This window comes from Brevibacterium picturae (genome assembly GCF_900105045.1).
Taxonomy (GTDB): domain Bacteria; phylum Actinomycetota; class Actinomycetes; order Actinomycetales; family Brevibacteriaceae; genus Brevibacterium; species Brevibacterium picturae.
Map to the genome: position 1 here is coordinate 11,375 of NZ_LT629739.1, position 18,504 is coordinate 29,878.

Annotated in this window: 12 protein-coding genes; 3 read left to right on the forward strand and 9 right to left on the reverse strand. The window is 62.6% G+C overall.

Features of this window, described 5'->3' with window-relative positions:
* Positions 1–28: 28 nt before the first annotated feature.
* Positions 29–3,118, reverse strand: coding sequence for an Rne/Rng family ribonuclease (locus BLT92_RS00070; protein ID WP_231938943.1), 3,090 nt, complete (start codon positions 3,116–3,118; stop codon positions 29–31).
* Positions 3,119–3,405: 287 nt separating this feature from the next.
* Between BLT92_RS00070 and BLT92_RS00075 the strand changes: the two genes are divergently transcribed.
* Complete coding sequence (locus BLT92_RS00075) at positions 3,406–4,056, forward strand: vitamin K epoxide reductase family protein (protein ID WP_092101587.1); 651 nt, start codon at positions 3,406–3,408, stop codon at positions 4,054–4,056.
* Positions 4,057–4,147: 91 nt separating this feature from the next.
* Here the strand turns inward: BLT92_RS00075 and ndk are convergent, their stop codons facing one another.
* From ndk to BLT92_RS00105, 6 genes are all read right to left on the reverse strand, one after another.
* On the reverse strand, positions 4,148–4,561 hold the full coding sequence (ndk, locus tag BLT92_RS00080; protein ID WP_092101590.1) for a nucleoside-diphosphate kinase: 414 nt from the start codon (positions 4,559–4,561) through the stop codon (positions 4,148–4,150).
* Between the two features lie 82 nt (positions 4,562–4,643).
* Positions 4,644–5,009, reverse strand: coding sequence for a DUF4233 domain-containing protein (locus BLT92_RS00085; protein WP_092101595.1), 366 nt, complete (start codon positions 5,007–5,009; stop codon positions 4,644–4,646).
* 3 nt (positions 5,010–5,012) lie between these two features.
* The gene (locus tag BLT92_RS00090; protein WP_092101598.1) at positions 5,013–6,401 is read right to left on the reverse strand and encodes a bifunctional folylpolyglutamate synthase/dihydrofolate synthase; all 1,389 of its coding nucleotides are present in this window, start codon (positions 6,399–6,401) and stop codon (positions 5,013–5,015) included.
* Positions 6,398–9,664 carry an isoleucine--tRNA ligase gene (gene ileS / locus BLT92_RS00095; protein ID WP_092101601.1) on the reverse strand — a complete coding sequence of 1,089 codons (3,267 nt, stop codon included), beginning with the start codon at positions 9,662–9,664 and terminating at the stop codon, positions 6,398–6,400. Before ileS ends, BLT92_RS00090 begins: the two co-directional genes overlap by 4 nt.
* A 313-nt stretch (positions 9,665–9,977) precedes the next feature.
* Positions 9,978–10,733, reverse strand: coding sequence for an SDR family oxidoreductase (locus BLT92_RS00100; RefSeq protein ID WP_092101604.1), 756 nt, complete (start codon positions 10,731–10,733; stop codon positions 9,978–9,980).
* A 140-nt stretch (positions 10,734–10,873) separates the two neighbouring features.
* Positions 10,874–12,070, reverse strand: a complete 1,197-nt coding sequence (locus BLT92_RS00105) for an acyltransferase (protein ID WP_231938944.1) — start codon at positions 12,068–12,070, stop codon at positions 10,874–10,876.
* Between the two features lie 137 nt (positions 12,071–12,207).
* Between BLT92_RS00105 and valS the strand changes: the two genes are divergently transcribed.
* Both valS and BLT92_RS00115 read left to right on the forward strand, forming a co-directional pair.
* The gene (valS, locus tag BLT92_RS00110; protein ID WP_092101607.1) at positions 12,208–14,853 is read left to right on the forward strand and encodes a valine--tRNA ligase; all 2,646 of its coding nucleotides are present in this window, start codon (positions 12,208–12,210) and stop codon (positions 14,851–14,853) included.
* Between the two features lie 142 nt (positions 14,854–14,995).
* Complete coding sequence (locus BLT92_RS00115) at positions 14,996–15,685, forward strand: AIM24 family protein (protein ID WP_092101609.1); 690 nt, start codon at positions 14,996–14,998, stop codon at positions 15,683–15,685.
* Positions 15,686–15,815: 130 nt separating this feature from the next.
* Here the strand turns inward: BLT92_RS00115 and BLT92_RS00120 are convergent, their stop codons facing one another.
* Positions 15,816–17,105, reverse strand: coding sequence for an MFS transporter (locus tag BLT92_RS00120; protein WP_092101612.1), 1,290 nt, complete (start codon positions 17,103–17,105; stop codon positions 15,816–15,818).
* Positions 17,106–17,118: 13 nt separating this feature from the next.
* On the reverse strand, positions 17,119–18,405 hold the full coding sequence (gene clpX / locus BLT92_RS00125) for an ATP-dependent Clp protease ATP-binding subunit ClpX (RefSeq protein ID WP_092108590.1): 1,287 nt from the start codon (positions 18,403–18,405) through the stop codon (positions 17,119–17,121).
* Between the last annotated feature and the right edge of the window lie 99 nt (positions 18,406–18,504).

The window sequence follows — 18,504 nt, forward strand, 5'->3', positions numbered from 1 at the left end:
GTCAGTCAGACGACTGCCTTCGATGTGTTCAGTCTTCGCCGATGATGACGAACGAGGTCGGCAATGACTCCTGGGCTGACTCATCCTTGGGCTCGGCCTTGGCAGCCGGCTTCCGTCGCGGAGCGGCCTTGACCGGCTCGGCCGTGGCCACCTTGGTCGCAGTGTCGCCTCCGATCATCAGCGGAAGCTCGGCAGCAGGGACTTCCGGCTTTTTCTGGGCCGGCTTGTCCGGTGCCGGCTTGTTCTGGGCCGGCTCAGACGTTTCGGCAGTCTGTGAGTTCGACCGCCTCCTGCTCGTGCGGGTACGCGACCGACCGGACTTGCTGCTGCCGTTCGCATCGGTGGACTCGCTGCCACGCGATTCGTCAGAGCTGTCGGTGCTCGGCGACTGCTCGGAGTCGTTCGACACCGATGCGTCCTTTGCCTTGCCAGTGTCCTTGGACTCGGTCTCGCCCTTCTTCATCGTGGCCTTGGCGATGGCGGCAACGGCCGACCGTGAGGCGTCGTTGGTCGCGGCATCGGGTTGGCCGGCGGAATCGCTGGCCTTCGACGACGACGGCTTGTTGTCTCCGCGACGCTTTCGATCACGTTTGCTGTTCGAGCTGTCGTTGTTCGAGGACCGATTGCCGTGGTGCGCCTTCGAGCCGTCCTCTTCTGAACCCGGCAGCAGCAGTCCGCGGCCGGACAGGTCGGCCCCGGCGCTGACCAGGGACTCGGCAAGCCCGGTGCCGATGCGCTTGCGTGTCATCTGCACGAGCCCCAGAGAGGTCACCTCGGCGACCTGATGCTTGGTCCTGTCGCGTCCCAGGCATTCGACGAGTCGGCGCACGACGAGATCCCGGTTCGACTCGAGGACCATGTCGATGAAGTCGACGACGATGATGCCGCCGATGTCACGCAGGCGCACCTGCCGGATGACTTCCTCAGCCGCTTCGAGGTTGTTGCGAGTCACGGTCTCTTCGAGGTTTCCACCCGAACCGGTGAACTTGCCGGTGTTGACATCGATGACCGTCATGGCTTCGGTCCGGTCGATGACCAGAGAGCCGCCCGACGGCAGGTTCACGGTGCGCTGCAGCGCCTTCTGCACCTGCTCTTCGACACGGTAGTGATCGAAGATGCCTTCATCCTCGCTGTAGCGGTGAACGCGTTCGAGAAGGTCCGGTGCCACGGCCTCGACATATTCGTGAATGGTGTTCCAGGCGCCGTCACCGTCGATGACGAGGGATGAGAAGTCTTCATTGAAGACATCGCGAATGATCCGCACGATCATATCCGGCTCGCTGTAGAGCAGCTGGGGGGCAAGGACCTTCGTCGACTTCGACTTCTTCTCGATGGTCTCCCATCGTTTGGCCAATCGTTCGACGTCTCTGCCGAGTTCCTTGTCGGTTGCGCCTTCGGCTGCGGTGCGCACGATGACTCCGTTCGAGTCGCCGACGAGTTCCTTGAGCAGCTTCTTCAAGCGGTTGCGCTCAACGTCGGGCAGCTTGCGCGAGATGCCGGTCATCGAGTTTCCCGGCACGTAAACGAGGAAGCGTCCGGGCAGGGAGATCTGGCTGGTCAGGCGAGCACCTTTGTGTCCGATCGGGTCCTTGGTGACCTGAACGAGAACCGCGTCGCCGGGGCTGAGTGCAACCTCGATGCGGCGTGCCTTGCCGTCCATGCCAAGAGCGTCCCAATTGACCTCTCCGGCGTAGAGCACAGCGTTGCGACCCTTGCCGATGTCGATGAATGCGGCTTCCATGCTCGGAAGCACGTTCTGCACCTTGCCGAGGTAGACGTTGCCGATCAGGGAGGACTGTGCACGGTTCTCCTTGAGGTAGTGCTCGACGGTGATCCCGTCTTCCACGACGACCAGCTGTGTCTGTTCGCCGCTCTCACGCACCAGCATGGTCCGATCAACCGATTCGCGGCGGGCGAGGAATTCAGCCTCGGTGATGACGGGCCGACGGCGGCCGGCTTCGCGACCCTCCTTACGGCGCTGCCGTTTGGCCTCGAGTCGCGTTGAGCCCTTCAGCGAGGTCACTTCATCGTTGTCCGTGCCGCGTGAGCGCGAACGACGACGGCGGCGACGACGAGAACCGTTGTCGTCATCATCGTCGTTTTCGTCATCGGCGGAGTCGTTGGACTTCTCCGCCTGCTGGTCAGAGTTTTTGTCCTCAGAGGGTTTGGCATCTCCAGACTTGTTCGAGTCTGCCTGCTGAGTCTTCTTGTCCGAGCGATTGCCGGAGCGTGAGTCACGACTGTTCGAGCGGGACTCGGAATCATCGTCGGCCGAATCGTCTCCGGCGGATGACGAATCGTCGGAGTCGGAGTCACTCCCATTGTCCTCGCGTCCGCGAGAGCGGCGGCCACGGCCACCGCGGCGACGGCGACGGCCCCCGGAATCATTCGAATCGTTGGAGTCATTCGAATCGTTGTCGTCGGAGCCGTCGTGCTTCGATCGGTTCCTGTCGTCGTCGGATGAATCGGAGAAGTCTGGGTCGTCGTCATCGTCGTCGGCGTCGTTCTCGACCTGGACGGGCTGAGCGAGCTCGGCCTTGGGCACTTGGAAGATCAATCCGCCGTCGTGCGGCACGGCAGGGGCACTGCTTGGGGCGGGCGCGGGTTGGGCAGTCGGTGCGGCGAAGGGGTTGCGCGGATCGAAGGCGGGGGCTGGAGCCGAGGAATCATCGTCCGCGGCAGAGTCTGCGGGCCTGTTCTCATCGGCTTCAGAGCGATCGTCCTCGCCCCTGCCCCGAACGCTGTTCTGTGCATCATCTGCGGAGTCTCGGACGAACTGTTCGAAGACGAGTCCTCTGTTCGCCACTGCGTCACGGGCCTTCTTCGGCGTACCGCGTTTCGGCTCGGGGGCGTCCTCATCGTCGTCGTCCGAGTCATCATCGTTCGGCTCGGGAATGCGCAGAGACTCCGCGGCCTCCGCAATGTCATCGAGCTTCTCTCTGATGCTGTCGTCGACGTCCTCATGAGAGGAGTCTGCTGTGTTCACCGACTGCTGCAGATTAGCCAGGTCCGCGAGGATGCCCTCTGTTGCTTCGCTTCCGTCGTTCGACGCGTCATTCATCATTTCTCCCAGACCGAAGACTCCGTCCACACCCCACGGATCTTCGGATCCTTGCATGGTCCAAGTCGGACCGAAACTTGTGGATGGCACTTCCGGCTCGCGCTCAGCGCGTAGGCCCTCGGTGCTGCCTCTTCTTGGTGTCGACCTGCGAGGTCGTACCCTCGACTCGGTGGAGGCACTTCTCCTGTTCGGTGTGAGAACAAGTATCCGTCGCACTATTATGTCACAGATCAGCCGAAGTGCTTCGGACGAACCGAGCTCTCTGTGGTCTGCGTCACCCTAGTCTGTGACAAATCTCAGTTCGCCCGTTTGCCGCTCGGTGCCCGGGGAGGCATTCTTGGAGTGTGAATACCGCAGATGCTCTTACTGACGACGACATCGACAACGTGCCGCGGGCCCGATCCTGGGTGCTGCGGCCGACGACGCTCGGCATTTTCCTCATCGTCGGATCCGTCGTGGGCTTCCTGGCCTCCTTCGCCCTCGCCGTCGAGAAGTATGCGAAGTTGGAGAACCCGAACGTCGTGCTCTCCTGCGACCTCAACCCGTTCTTCTCTTGCGGTTCGGTCATGGAAGCGGCCGAAAGTCAGCTGTTCGGGTTCCCCAATCAGCTCCTAGGAATCGGGGCTTTCATATTTCCGTTGCTGCTCGGCGTGTTGCTCATCGCCGGGGCCAAGATTCCGGGATGGGTCATGGTCGGACTCAACATCGGGCTGGCACTGGGCACCGCTCTCGTCATGTTCCTGTTCTACATCTCGATCTACGTCATCGGCGTCGGCTGCCCGTGGTGCATGGTGGTGTGGACGATGACGATTCCAATGTTCGTCGCCGTGACCGCCCACAACGCCCTCGCGGGCAATTTCGGTGCCGGCATCGCACGGAATCCGATCGCCAGAGTCCTGGCCAAGGAGAACGTCGCGATCTTCGTCCTGTGGATGCTCATCATCGCTGCCTGCATCGTCGTCCAGTTCTGGAACTACTTCTCGACCATGTTCTGAACAGCACATGACAAAGAGCGCGGGTGCCCTGCCGCAGACTCTCCTTGCGAAGATCTGCAGCAGGACACCCGCGCTCGTGCGCTGAGTCCTATCAGGCGGGGAACCAGATTCCGACCTCTCGTTCGGCCGATTCGGTCGAATCGGAGCCGTGGACGAGGTTCTTCTGGACCTTCTCTCCCCAGTCACGACCCAGATCGCCGCGAATCGTGCCCGGCGCCGCGGCCGTGGGATCGGTGGCCCCTGCCAGCGAACGGAACCCGGGGATCACTCCCTGACCGGAGGCGATGAGCGAGACGATCGGTCCTTCGGACATGAAGTCGACGAGGGGCTGGTAGAAGGGCTTGCCCTCATGCTCTGCGTAATGCGCGGAGAGTTCATCCGCGGTCGCGGTCCGCAGCGACAGAGCGTCTATGGCATATCCCTTGGCTTCGATGCGAGCGAGGATCTGTCCCACGAGTCCTCGTGCGACGCCGTCGGGCTTGATGAGGATGAGAGTGCGTTCCATTCCGGTCCTTTTCGTTTGTGCAATGATCGGCGGTCACAGTTTACCCGCCGTTGTGTTCGCTGCGTCCAGCCGCCGAGGCGGTTCAGGCGCGTGCAGCCACTTCCCTGTCGATCCTCGCCGACCAGTACACCGTCACCGCCCACATGGCGATGAAGATCGCTGCGACGAAGAACATCGAGGTGACGATGAACCCGGACGACAGCAGGAGGATCTGCACGACCCATCCCAGTGCCACGCCGGGGCGCTTCTGTCCGATCCGCCGCGGCAGGAGCACGGCAGACACGATCGCGAGAACCGCGATCACCGAAGCGCCGAGCAGAAGCTGGCCCAGAGACAGCGACTCGGCGGCCTTCACCTCGAGACCGTAGGCGGTGAGCACCGCGAAATAGACGATGAAGAGTTCGCAGATGAGAATCGAGCCGCAGAGGACGGGGAACTTCGATTTCACGGCTCAGTCCTCCTTGCCGAGCAGCAGACGGGCCTCTGCGACGGTGTGCAGTGAACCGGTGACGACGATCCCTGGGCTCGTCGCCCCCGAGCTGTTCGCCAGGTCGATGGCCTTCATCAGGGCTGCGTTGAGATCCGGCGTCTCGATCACCGAGTCCTCATCGACCCATTCGCGGGCCGCCTCGGCAAGCTCGTGGGCATCCATCGCGCGGGAGTTCAGTGCCTGACTGACGACGAACGCATCGGCGCTGCGATACAGCTCCTCCAGGACACCGTGGACGTCCTTGTCAGCGAACATCGCCAGGACCATCACAGTGTAGTCGAAGTCGAACGCCTCGGTGATGGTCTCGGCCAGCACATGGGCGGCGTCGGGGTTGTGCGCCCCGTCGACGACCACTGCCGGACCTGTCCGGACCAGCTCGGCACGGCCGGGAGACGTCACGTGGGACAGCCCCTCGGCCACTGTGTCGAGGGCCAGCGGCTTGTCCTCATCACCGAGGAATGCCTCGGCCGCAACCAGCGCCACAGCGGCATTGTGGGCCTGATGGCTGCCGTGCAGAGGCAGGAAGATGTCCGTGTAGACATCGCGCATGCCCTGCACGGTGATGAGCTGCCCGTCGACCGCTCGTGTTCGGTCAAGAAGACGGAAGCTTTGTTCCTCGGTCAAGGCGAGAACGTGACGACGTTCCACCTCGGCGTCCAAAGCCGTCTGGGCCTCGTCTGCCTGTGCACCGATGACAGCCACCGGATTCGGCGCCGGAGAAGGATCGAGACTGCGATTGAGGATTCCCGCCTTGGTGGTGGCGATCTCGGTGAGTGTGTCGCCGAGGAACTTCTGATGGTCGAGACCGATCGTCGTGAAGACGCAGACTTGAGCATCGGCGACGTTCGTCGAATCCCACTCGCCGCCCATTCCCACTTCTGTCACGACGACGTCGACGGGGGCGTCGGCGAACACGGCGAAGGCCAGGATCGTCAGTGCTTCGAAGAAGGTCAGCTTTCCGCGGTTCTCGGCGACGAGCTCTGCGTCGACGAGCTCGAGAACCGGTGAGATCTCATCGTGGATGCGCACGAATGCCTCAGCCGACACGGGGCCTCCGTCGACGGAGATCCGCTCGGTCACCGAATGCAGATGCGGGCTGGTGAAACGGCCCACTCTCAGGTCGTGGGCGGACACGATCGAGTCGATCATCCCTGCGGTCGAGCTCTTGCCGTTGGTCCCGGTGACGGTGATGACCGGCGCCGCCTGATGAATGTCGCCGAGGAGTTCGCACGCCCGACGGGTCGCATCGAGTCGGACCTCGATCTGGGTCTCCCCCGCTCGCGCCAGCAATGCTGCGTACACGCGGACGAGCTGGGACTCAGACTGCTCGTCGCGCTCCTTCGCGCTCATGCTCGGCTCACAGCGAGTCGTGTTCCGGCCGGCAGCTCCTCCGGGGTGAAGACCTGCCCGTCACTGTCAACCGCAGCGAAATCGAGCGAAGCCGCCAGTGTCTCGCCGGCGATGAGGTCCCGGTGGGCTCCCAGCGCGGCGGCCAGATCCGTCTCCGCCTCGATGGTCACCGTGATCCGATCCGAGATGTGCAGATCCAACTGCTTGCGGATTCCCTGAATGGCGCGGACGGTGTCACGGGCCACGCCTTCGGCTTCGAGCTCAGGGGTGACACGCGTGTCGAGAGCCAGGAAGCCGGAGTCCAGCGCTGCCAGCTCCATCCCCTCCGTGCCGGATTCGGCTACGGAGTCCAAGGTGTACTCGCCTTCGACCAGGTCGATTCCGCCACTGGTCACGGTGCCGTCCTCGGCCACCGACCAATCGCCGGCCTTCGAGGCCTTGATCACCTGCTGCACCTGTTTGCCCAGTCGGGGGCCAGCGGCGCGGGCGTTGATCACGAGGGTCTGTGACAAGGAGAATCCAGCGGCTTCGGCCTCGGCGACGTCGAGCACCTCGACCTCGCGGACGTTGAGCTCATCGGAGATGATGTCGGTGAACTCGGTGCCCAGGTCGGTGTCATCGGCAACGGTGAGCTTGGCCAGAGGCAGGCGCACCCGAAGTTTGTTGGCCTTGCGTACGGACGACGCTGTTGAGCAGATGTCGCGGGTCAGATCCATTGCGGAGACGAGCTCGTCATCGGCCGGGAACAGATCCGCGTCCGGGTAGTCGGCCAGGTGCACCGACCGTTGGCCGGTGAGTCCGCGGTAGATCTCTTCCACGGTGAATGGCAGCAGCGGGGCTGCGACCCGGCAGAAGGCTTCGAGGCAGGTGTAGAAGACGTCGAAGGACTCGTGGGTCGCCTCGGTGCCGTCCCAGAAGCGGCGCCGCGACCGGCGCACGTACCAGTTGGTGAGCATGTCGAGGTAGCTGCGCACGAGTTCGCAGGCTGCCCAGATGTCAAGGCCTTCCATGGCATCTGAGAACTGAGCGATCAGGTCGTGGGTCTTCGCCAGCAGGTATCGATCGAGGACCTGGCTCGAGTCGTAACGAGCTTCGGCCTGGTAGCCGGCCTTTTGGCCGGCTGCTCCGTCTGCGGTGTTGGAATACGTGGCGAAGAACTGCCAGGTGTTCCACAGCGGGAGAACGACCTGCCGCACTCCGTCGCGGATGCCCTGTTCTGTGACGACGAGGTTGCCGCCGCGCAGGATGGAGGAGGCCATGAGGAACCAGCGCATCGCATCGGAGCCGTCACGGTCGAAGACCTCGTTGACATCGGGGTAGTTGCGCAGCGACTTCGACATCTTCGCTCCGTCGGATCCGAGAACGATGCCGTGGGAGATGCAGTTGGTGAAGGCGGGTCGGTCGAAGATCGCTGTGGAGAGCACATGCAGGAGGTAGAACCAGCCACGAGTCTGTCCCACATACTCGACGATGAAGTCAGCCGGGAAGTGGTTGTCGAACCATTCCGAGTTCTCGAATGGGTAGTGAACCTGGGCGTAGCTCATCGATCCCGAGTCGAACCAGACGTCGAAGATCTCAGGAATACGGCGCATCATCGATGCACCGGTCGGATCATCGGGGTTGGGCCGGACCAGATCGTCGACCCAGGGGCGGTGGAGGTCGACTTCACCGTGGTCGTTGACCGGCAGACGCCCGAAGTCGGCTTCGATGTCGGCCAGGGATCCGTACACATCGGTGCGCGGATACGCAGGGTCATCAGAGGTCCACACCGGGATCGGTGAACCCCAGAAGCGGTTGCGGGAGATCGACCAGTCGCGGGCGTTCTCGAGCCATCTGCCGAACTGCCCGTGCTTGACGTTGTCGGGCACCCAGTTGATCTGCTCGTTGAGTTCGACCATACGGTCCTTGAACTCGGTGACACGCACGAACCAGGAGGACACGGCGCGGTAGATCAGCGGATTGCGGCAGCGCCAGCAGTGCGGGTAGGAGTGCTCGTAGGATTCATGGCGGATGAGCAGAGCCGAACGCCCGGTCAAGGGGCCGGTGCTGTTGCGCAGGTTCTTGATGATGGCCTTGTTGGCGTCGAAGACCTGCTGGCCCGCGTAGTCGACCACAGTGGAGTCGAAGCAGCCGGCGTCGTCGACCGGACGGGTCGCAGTGATGCCGTAGGAGTCGGTGAGGTCCTTGTCCTCTTCACCGAAGGCCGGAGACTGGTGGACGATTCCGGTGCCTTCGTCGGTGGTCACGAAGTCGGCTTCGAGGATGGTGTGCATCCGCTCGCCGAACTCATCCTGGCGGCCCTCGAAGTACGGGAACGGCGGCTCGTACTCGCGGCCCAGGAGCTCACTGCCGGAGAAGGTCCGCAGCACCGTGGGGTTCTCGCCCAGCTCACGCTCGTAGGCGCCGAGGCGAGCCTCGGCGAGGATCAGGGTCTTGCCCTGCAGCTCCTGTGCACCGTCTTCACCGGCGACGACTGCTGCCAGCGGGATCTCGGGATTGACCGCCACAGCCTGGTTGGAGGGGACTGTCCACGGTGTCGTCGTCCAGATCAGGACCCACTCGTCGGAGTCCTTGAGTTTGTACCCGATGGTCACGGCAGGATCTTGGCGCGATTTGTAGACGTCGTCGTCCATTCGCAGCTCGTGGTTCGACAGTGGGGTCTGGTCTTTCCAGCAATAGGGCAGGACACGGTAGCCCTCGTAGACGAGGCCCTTGTCCCAGAGCTGTTTGAACGCCCAGATCACGCTTTCCATGTATTCGACGTTGAGCGTCTTGTAGTCGTTGTCGAAGTCGACCCAGCGTCCCTGCCGGGTCACGTATTCTTCCCATTCCTGCGTGTATTTCAGGACGGAGGACCGGCAGGCGTCGTTGAAGGCGGCCAGTCCCATGCCGCTGATCTGGGATTTGTCGGTGATGCCCAGCTGACGCTCGGCCTCGAGCTCCGCAGGAAGACCGTGGGTGTCCCAGCCGAAACGGCGGTCGACCTTCTTGCCGCGCATCGTCTGGTAGCGGGGAACGACGTCCTTGACGTAACCGGTCAGGAGGTGACCGTAGTGGGGCAGGCCGTTGGCGAAGGGAGGACCGTCGTAGAAGACGAACTCGTTCTCACCGTTCTCGCCGGCGTCGCGCTGATCGATCGAGGCTTGGAACGTGTCGTCCTGTTTCCAGTAATCGAGCACGGCGTCCTCGATGGCCGGGAAATTCGGCGAGGCACTGAGGCCGAAGGCCGAGGTCGACACCTTGGGATACAACGGTTGCGTCATGAGCGTCCTTTTGAGTCACTGCGGTCACTGTCACGAGGACGACATGTCTGCCGCGGTACCACCTCGCTTATCCGCACCGAAAGACCGTCGGGTGCGACGGACGATCAGCGGATCGCTCATAGCCGGAGTGATGACGGGTCCAACCGCCCGGTTCTACTGGGTGCCCTCTCGCTGGCCGAGGTCGTCGGCGAGGGATGATTGCACTGTTCTTCCGGATGCTCCCCGGTGATGGCCGGATCACTGCACCCTCAATCGTATACCTTGCCCCGGGGTGTCGACCACTCGCCCATCCGCAGTCACCGGACTCCCGAGTTCAGAGCCCCTTGTTGCGGGCGACTTTGTGCTGCGCGGCCTGGGCAATCGGCCTGATCACCATCAGGTCGACGTTGAAGTGGTGCGGTCGGGTCAGTGAGTAGACGACGGCATCGGCGACGTCGTCGGCGGTGAGCGGGTTCTCCACGCCTTCGTAGACCTTGTCGGCCTTGTCCTGACTGCCACCGACCCGTTTCAGGGTGAATTCATCGGTGGCGACCATACCGGGGGCGATCTCGATGACGCGCACGGGTTCACCGGCGAGCTCGAGTCGCAGCGTCGCTGCGATCGAGTGTGTGCCGTGCTTGGCCGCGACGTATCCGCCTCCTCCTTCGTAGGCTTGGTGTCCGGCGGTCGAAGACATGACGACGATGTCTCCGCGCCCTGATTCCATCAGCGCGGGAAGGAATGCTTTGACGACTCGAAGGACTCCGAGGACGTTAACGTCGAACATGTCACGCCATCCGTCGACTGAGGCCTCGGCGACGGTATCGGTGCCGAAGGCGGCTCCGGCATTGGCGACCAGAGAATGCACTGGTCCCCCAGCCAGCACTTCGGCGGCGAGGCTGGCGACTGCGGCGTCGTCGGTGAGGTCAGCGACGAGATAGCTGGCGCCGGTCTCCTCGGCCAGTGCACGCAGCTTCTCTTCCCGCCGCGCCACGGCGACGACGTCCCAACCCTGCTCTCGCAGCCGGCGCACGGTCGCCGCGCCGATTCCCGAACTCGCACCTGTCACAACTGCTCTGAGTGTCTCCATCGCTGTACTCCTCCATACATCTGGGTAGTTCCCGGCGCCACGTCTGATCCTGGGGTGCCGTACCCGATCGTGGGCACGATCGGTGGGGTGAGTTCTCAGTCTACGGTTGTCCGCACGAGGCGGGTAGAGGCCTTCACCCTCTAACCGCCGGTGGCGCCCGGGTCGGGACTCTGGTCCGGTTGGCGCGTTTCGTTCGGCTCCGGCTTCCGTGCTGACGCCGGTGTTTGGGCCCTCTTCATCGTCCGCGGCGGCCTCGGCATCGGCTTCGAATGGGGATTGCGCGGTCCCCCTTCGCCGAAGACGGCGCGCACGCCGGGGATCTTGACCGCCAGCCAGGTCACGACGACGCAGATGATCGTGTAGACGATCGGCATCGCGATCGCATGGACGAGAACGCCGGGGACAGTCGACGGCAGACCCATGGCGTTGCGGATGGGGTAGAGCACGAGCGGGTGGAGCAGGAAGACCCCGAAGGAGTACGGGTAGAACCAGTGCAGGAGCCGGAAGCCGGTATTCATGTGGTGGTGGAGCAGGAGGTAGGCAGACACTGAGGCAACGACCACACCCGGAGAGAGGTACTCGTAGGGGAAGATCCACGGCTTCTCGCCCGAGCCGAATCCGGCCCACACAATAGTGATCGCGATCGAGCCGGCAAATGCCAGCCATGACAGCATCACCCCACGAGACGACAGCACCACGTCCCGCAGCACCCATCCGAGGATGTAGAAGCCGGCCATCGGCAGAAAACGTGTGGCGATGTTGGCCTCACCCACGTCGAAGACGATGCTCGCCAATTGGTCGAGCATGCCGATTCCTAAGAAGATGAGTCCTGTTCCCCATTGCAGTCGACGCGATCCGTGGACGCTGAGCAGTCGGAAGAACGGTGTCAGCAGCGTCAGCCCGGCGAGCACATAGAGGAAGTAGAGCTGCACGAAAGGCGAACCAGTCAGGATTGCGAGTCCCGGGTTCCAGCCATCGTCGGCCGGGAGCAGATAGAAGCGTCTGAAGACGACGTAGACGGCCGTCCAGAACACGAGGGGAATCCCGATTCTCCACACACGCTTGCTGAGGAACCTGCGGGGCTGACTGCCACGTGCCGGATCCAATGCCAGCGCTCCCGCGATCATGATGAATACCGGCACCGACCAACGCGCGGCAGAATCGAAACCATTGGCCACCCACCAGTCGGGTCCCATGGACGCGTAGTTCTCTTCGACGACAGTTCCCAGCGAATGGATCGCGACGACTGCCACGATCGCGATCGCACGGGCCGGGTTCATCCACGCGGTCGACGTGGGCGGCAGGTTCTCTGATCCGATTCTGTCCAAGGGCGCCATGCTTCAATATTCTCATTGTCGAACACTGATGCGACTCACACTCCGTTCAGCGAGTGTCATCTCCCTCAGCACCGAAGTTCGCTCACGACCTGTGATCGGTTTGGCCCCAGGCCTCCCGGGTGAGAAAATCAACAATTATGAACACACCTGCCTTTTCGGACTCGACGCACGAGTCAGTGAACCTGCCGGACAAGCCGGCTCTTGAGGGACTTCGGGACAAATGGGACGCCGCGTGGAGCGACAACGGGGTCTATGCCTTCGACGTCGATACGAATCGCGAGCAGGTCTATTCGATCGACACTCCCCCACCCACGGCCTCGGGGTCGCTGCACGTCGGGCACGTCTTCTCCTACACGCAGACCGACATCATCGCCCGGTATCAGCGCATGCAGGGCAAGAACGTGTTCTACCCCCTGGGTTGGGATGACAACGGGCTGCCGACGGAACGGCGGGTCCAGAACTACTACGGGGTCACCTGCGACCCCACCCAGAGCTACGATCCGAATTTCGAACCGCCGGCGAAGCCAGCGAAGAACTCACGTGACTTCGTCAAGATCTCACGCCAGAACTTCATCGAACTCTGCGAGACGCTGTCGGCCGAGGACGAGCACGTCTTCGAAGATCTCTTCCGCTCCACCGGCCTGTCAGTGGATTGGAACTACACCTACCGCACCATCGATGACACCTCCCGTTCCGTCAGCCAGAAGGCCTTCCTCACCGACCTGGCGAACGGTCATGCCTACTCTCAGGATGCTCCGACGATGTGGGACGTCACCTTCGGCACCGCCGTCGCGCAGGCCGAGCTCGAAGATCGTGAGAAGGACGGCGCCTACCACAAGGTGAACTTCTACCCTGAAGGTACCGACGGCCTCGCCGACACCTCGGCGGAACCGCTCGTGATCCTCACCTCCCGCCCGGAGCTCATCCCCGCCGTTGTGGCACTCGTGGCTCATCCCGAGGACGAGCGCTACACCTCTCACTTCGGAACCACCGTCGTCTCACCTCTGTTCGGAGTCAGTGTCGACGTTCGCGCCCACGAGCTCGCGAAGTCGGACAAGGGCACCGGCATTGCCATGGTGTGCACCTTCGGCGACCTCACCGACGTCACCTGGTGGCGTGAACTCGACCTGCCGACGCGCGCGGTCATCAACCGCGGCGGTCGACTCAATCTCGAGGTCCCGGAATGGATCGCGGCGTCTCCGAAGGCAGATGCCGTCGCCAACTACGAGAAGCTGGCGGGGAAGACGACGTTCACCGCTCGCAAGGAGATCGCCGAGATGCTCGTCGAGTCCGGTGATCTCATCGGCGACGTCGAAGCCATCACCCACCCTGTGCCGTTCTATGAGAAGGGCGACAAGCCCCTCGAAGTCGTCACATCGCGTCAGTGGTACATCCGCAACGGCGGTCGTTCGGCCGAACTCCGCGACGCACTCATCGCGCGCGGACGCGAGATCGAGTGGCATCCGGCGTTCATGCGCTCGCGCTACGAGAACTGGGTGGAGAATCTCAACGGCGACTGGTTGGTCTCGCGTCAGCGCTACTTCGGTGTGCCGATTCCACTGTGGTATCGCTTGGATTCGGCCGGAGAGCCCGATTACTCGGATCCGATCATTCCCGAGTCCCTTCCGATCGACCCCATCGCCGAGGTGCCTGCGGGCTTCACCGCCGACCAACGTGACGTGCCCGGTGGTTTTTCGGCCGATCCGGATGTCCTCGACACCTGGGCGACCTCATCGCTGACACCGCAGCTTCTCGGCGGTTGGAGCCGCGACGAAGACTTCTTCGCGAAGGTCTTTCCCTTCGATCTGCGCCCTCAGGGCCACGACATCATCCGCACCTGGCTGTTCTCAACGGTCGTCCGGGCGAACTCGCTCAATGATGTTGCGCCCTGGAAGCATGCCGGCCTTTCCGGGTGGATCCTCGACCCGGATCGCAAGAAGATGTCGAAGTCGAAGGGCAATGTCGTCGTCCCCTCGGACATCCTCGGCGAAGCGAAGCCGGGATTCGGTCCCGACGCGGTGCGCTATTGGGCTGCCAGCGCCAAGCTCGGCGCCGACACGGCCTATGACGTGACGCAGATGCAGATCGGTCGCCGTTTGGCCATGAAGCTGCTCAACGCTTCGAAATTCGCGCTTGCTCAAGGTGTGCATTCCGGTCTTGTCGGCCAGCTCGGATCGGTGACCCATGATCTCGATCGGGCGTTGCTGACGAAGCTCGCCGAGGTGGTCGAGACCGCCTCGGCGCATATGGCGGCCTACGACTATGCGCACGCTCTGCGTGCCGCGGAGAGCTTCTTCTGGGAGTTCACCGATGACTATGTCGAACTCGTCAAGGACCGCTCGTACGGGTCCACGGGCGAGGACGACCAGCTTTCTGCCCATGTCACACTCGCGACTGCTCTCGACGTGCTGCTGCGCCTGTTCGCCCCGATCATGCCTTTCGTAACCGAAGAGGTCTGGTCGTGGTGGCGGACGGGATCTGTGCACAGATCGCCATGGCCGGGAGACGAACAGCTGACACAGCCTGATTCGTCTGTGAATCCCGAACTGTTGGCCTCTGTCGCCTCTGTGCTCACCGAGATCCGACGAGTGAAGACCGAGGCGAAGGTCTCCCAGAAGACGCAGGTGCGCAGCCTCACCATCCATGCTCCGGCGCCCGTCGTTGCTGCGATCGAGAGCTCCCGGGGCGACTTGACTGCTGCGGGACGCGTTCAGCATCTCGTCACGGAGGACAAGGGCGAAGAGATCACGGTTGCCGAGATCGACTTCATCGCTCAGGACTGACCGCTCACGTCTTGTTCCCGGGATCGCCTCTGTTCCAGGATCAGAACAGAAATCTCCGGGCCTTTGGGGGCCCGGGAACATACGATGGATTCGACAGCTGAAGGAGTACAGGACTTCTTCATGGATGAAAGGCCCTTGAACTATGAGAAGTGAACTGTTTTCGCAGCGGAATGCGGAGATCCAGAACCGGGAACGCTGGACTCTGCAGTCGAACAAGATGCTGCGTACCGTGATCACCCCCAATGCGCCCATGATCGCGACGAAGGGCGCCATGGTCGCCTACCAGGGCGACGTCCACTTCACGCACCAGGGTTCGAAATCGGTCGGACAGTTCATGAAGAAGGCCGCCACGGGTGAGGGCGGCAACGTCATGAAGGCAGAAGGCCACGGCGAAGTGTTCTTCGCCCGCGAGGCCTCGAATATCTTCATGATGTCGTTGGAGGGACAGCAGGATGCGCTGACGGTCAACACGTCGAACCTGTTGGCTTTCGACGATGCCCTCAACTGGGAGATCAAGCGCATCAAGGGCGGAATCGGTGCCATGGCCAGCGGCTCCGGACTGTTCAACCTCGAGCTCAACGGTGTGGGCACTGCCGCCATCTGCTGCAAGGGTTCCCCCATGGTCCTTGACTGCTCGCAGCAGCCGACCTTCGTCGACCCGCAGGCGGCCGTGTGCTGGTCTTCGGCTCTGGCACCGCAGATCAAGACCGATGTCAGCGTGGGGACCTTCTTCGGGCGCGGCTCAGGGGAATCCGTTCAGCTAGCCTTCCACGGTCCCGGCTTCGTCGTCGTCCAGCCTGCTGAGAACGCCGTGTACTCCGCTCAAGCCTAGCTCGATCAGGCTGCGGCACTCTGGGACAGAGCATTTCAGCATCTGCGCATTTCGAGCCCGAGACGCCCCAAGATATACGGGATCGTCTCGGGCTCGTCGTTACCTCGGGCGCGTCGCGCTGTGCTGGGGGTCAGGTCACGGGTGTCCGTGACCGGTTCGCTCTCCCGCGATCCACGCGGTACCGGCGGAACGTCGGGAAGATCAGTGCACAGGCGATGACGAACACGATGACGATGAGGCCTCCTCCAGCGGTGGCGATGGTTGTGGTCGACACCTCCGCGATGGTTCCGTGCAGCACATCTGCGATGCGCGGCCCGCCCGCGACAACGACGATGAACACGCCCTGCATGCGCCCGCGCATGTCATCGCTGGCGGCTTCCTGCAGCATCGTGGACCGGAAGGCGGAGGAGATGATGTCGGCACCACCGCCCATGGCCAGACCCAGCAGTGCCACGATGAGCGCTGCCATCCAGAACCCCGAGGCGAACTCCAGGGACAGCCCGAACAGTGTCATGGCCGAACCCCAGACGAGGATCGCTATGATCACGGTCAGGCCCTGGCGTTCGACTCGTGAGACCCAGCCCGAGAAGATTCCTGCCAGAGCGCTGCCCGCCGCCAGAGATGCGAACAGCAGCGAGAAGACGATGCCGCCGGCAGGAGGCCCTCCGAAGGTTTCGGTCGCGATCTGCGGGAACAGCGCCCTGGGCATCCCGAAGACCATAGCGATGACGTCGACGAGCAGGGAAACCATGACCACGGTGTTCGTTCCCAGGTAACGGAAGCCGTCGATGACCCCTTTGAAGCCGGAACGTGTATCGGGCTGTTTCCGAGGCACCAGTGCAGGCAGCCTCAGCACAGCGTAGAGGGTGGTGGCCAGGAACAGTGCGTCGAGGATGTAGAGCATCTGGTAGCCGAAGACCGGGATCAGCGCACCGCCGATGACCGGGCCCGCCACCGCACCCAATGTCATCACCGTCATATTGAGGGAATTGGCGGCAGGGAGGAGCTCGAGTGGAACGATGGTCGGAAGAAGGGCGCCTTTGGCCGGCTGGTTGAGGCCGAAGAAGGCCTGTTGGAGTGAGAACACCGAGAGCAGCAGCCACACGTTGCCCAGCTCCATGACTGCGATGACAGCCAGCAGTGCACTGGCGACGATGAGACCGACCGTGGAGATGATGAGCAGCTTGCGCCGGTCGATGACATCGGCCAGGGAGCCGCCCCACAGACCGAACACGACGAGCGGAATCAGTCCGAAGATGCCGCTGAGGCCAACGTAACCGGAGGACCCGGTGATGTGATAGATCTGCGCCGGAATGGCGACGACAGTCATCTGGGCACCGATGACGGTGACGATGTTCGCCGACCAGAGCCGGCGAAAGTCGGCGTATCTTAAGGGTCTGGTATCCGCGAACAGCCTCATCTACTCAGGCATGTCAGGCTGACTTCTTCGACGTCCGTGACTGTTCGCGCGGCACCAGCGTGGGGGCCACATTCTTCTCCACGACATCCTTGGTCACGACCACCTCGGCGATGTCCTCCCGGGAGGGAACATCGAACATGACCGACTGCAGGACCTCTTCCAGGATGGACCGCAGTCCCCGTGCCCCGGTCCCCCGCAGCAACGCGAGGTCCGAGATCGCCTCGAGCGCATCGGTCTCGAACTTGAGTTCGACGTTGTCGAACTCAAACATGCGCTGGTACTGCTTGATCAAGGCGTTCTTCGGTTCGGTGAGAATCGAGATCAGTGCCGCACGATCGAGCGTGGACACTGTGGCCAGAACCGGAACACGTCCGATGAACTCCGGGATGAGTCCGAACTTCAGGAGATCTTCGGGGAGGATATCGGCGTAGAGATCCTCTTCGTCGTTCTTCGACTGCAGGAGTGCTCCGAACCCGATGCCGTGTTTGCCCTTGCGCCCAGCGACGATCTCTTCCATACCGGCAAAGGCACCGGCGACGATGAAGAGCACATTCGTGGTATCGATCTGCAGGAAGTCCTGGTGTGGATGTTTGCGGCCGCCCTGCGGCGGGACGGAGGCCTGGGTTCCCTCGATGATCTTCAGCAGCGCCTGCTGCACGCCTTCGCCGGAGACGTCTCGGGTGATCGAGGGGTTCTCCGACTTCCGTGCGATCTTGTCGATCTCGTCGATGTAGATGATGCCGTGTTCGGCCTTCTGGATGTCGAAGTCCGCGGCTTGGATGAGTTTGAGCAGAATGTTCTCGACGTCTTCGCCGACGTACCCTGCTTCGGTCAGCGCTGTGGCGTCGGCGACGGCGAAGGGGACATCGAGTCGCTTCGCCAGTGACTGCGCCAGATAGGTCTTTCCAGAACCGGTGGGTCCCACGAGGAGGATATTGGACTTTGCGATCTCGACCTCGGCATCTTCCGAACCCAGGGTTTTCGTGTCCTCATCACCCTGCAGGGAGCGGATGCGCTTGTAGTGGTTGTACACGGCAACGGACAGGGCCTTCTTCGCAGGCTCCTGACCAACGACGTATTCCTGCAGGAAGTCGAAGATCTCGCGCGGCTTGGGCAGTTCGATCTCGGCATGCTCGGCGGTGCCTTCGCTGAGTTCCTCTTCGATGATCTCGTTGCACAGACCGATGCATTCATCGCAGATGTAGACCCCAGGTCCGGCGATGAGTTTCCGCACCTGCTTCTGTGATTTCCCACAGAAGTTACATTTGAGCAGGTCTGCTCCGTCCGCACTGCGAGCCACTGTCACAACCTTCCGCCAGGGCGCCTGGCCCCAACTCTACCGCTCGTGTTTCCTGTACCTCAATAGCTTCCCATACGAGACTGACATGACCGGCCAGAA

Excerpts from the sequence above, each read along its gene's own strand:
- BLT92_RS00070 (WP_231938943.1), bottom strand. The coding sequence starts at position 3,118 with ATGCAAGGATCCGAAGATCCGTGGGGTGTGGACGGAGTCTTCGGTCTG.
- ndk (WP_092101590.1), bottom strand. The coding sequence starts at position 4,561 with ATGGAACGCACTCTCATCCTCATCAAGCCCGACGGCGTCGCACGAGGA.
- BLT92_RS00090 (WP_092101598.1), bottom strand. The coding sequence starts at position 6,401 with ATGAGCGCGAAGGAGCGCGACGAGCAGTCTGAGTCCCAGCTCGTCCGC.
- ileS (WP_092101601.1), bottom strand. The coding sequence starts at position 9,664 with ATGACGCAACCGTTGTATCCCAAGGTGTCGACCTCGGCCTTCGGCCTC.
- BLT92_RS00100 (WP_092101604.1), bottom strand. The coding sequence starts at position 10,733 with ATGGAGACACTCAGAGCAGTTGTGACAGGTGCGAGTTCGGGAATCGGC.
- BLT92_RS00105 (WP_231938944.1), bottom strand. The coding sequence starts at position 12,070 with ATGGCGCCCTTGGACAGAATCGGATCAGAGAACCTGCCGCCCACGTCG.
- valS (WP_092101607.1), top strand. The coding sequence starts at position 12,208 with ATGAACACACCTGCCTTTTCGGACTCGACGCACGAGTCAGTGAACCTG.
- BLT92_RS00115 (WP_092101609.1), top strand. The coding sequence starts at position 14,996 with ATGAGAAGTGAACTGTTTTCGCAGCGGAATGCGGAGATCCAGAACCGG.
- BLT92_RS00120 (WP_092101612.1), bottom strand. The coding sequence starts at position 17,105 with ATGAGGCTGTTCGCGGATACCAGACCCTTAAGATACGCCGACTTTCGC.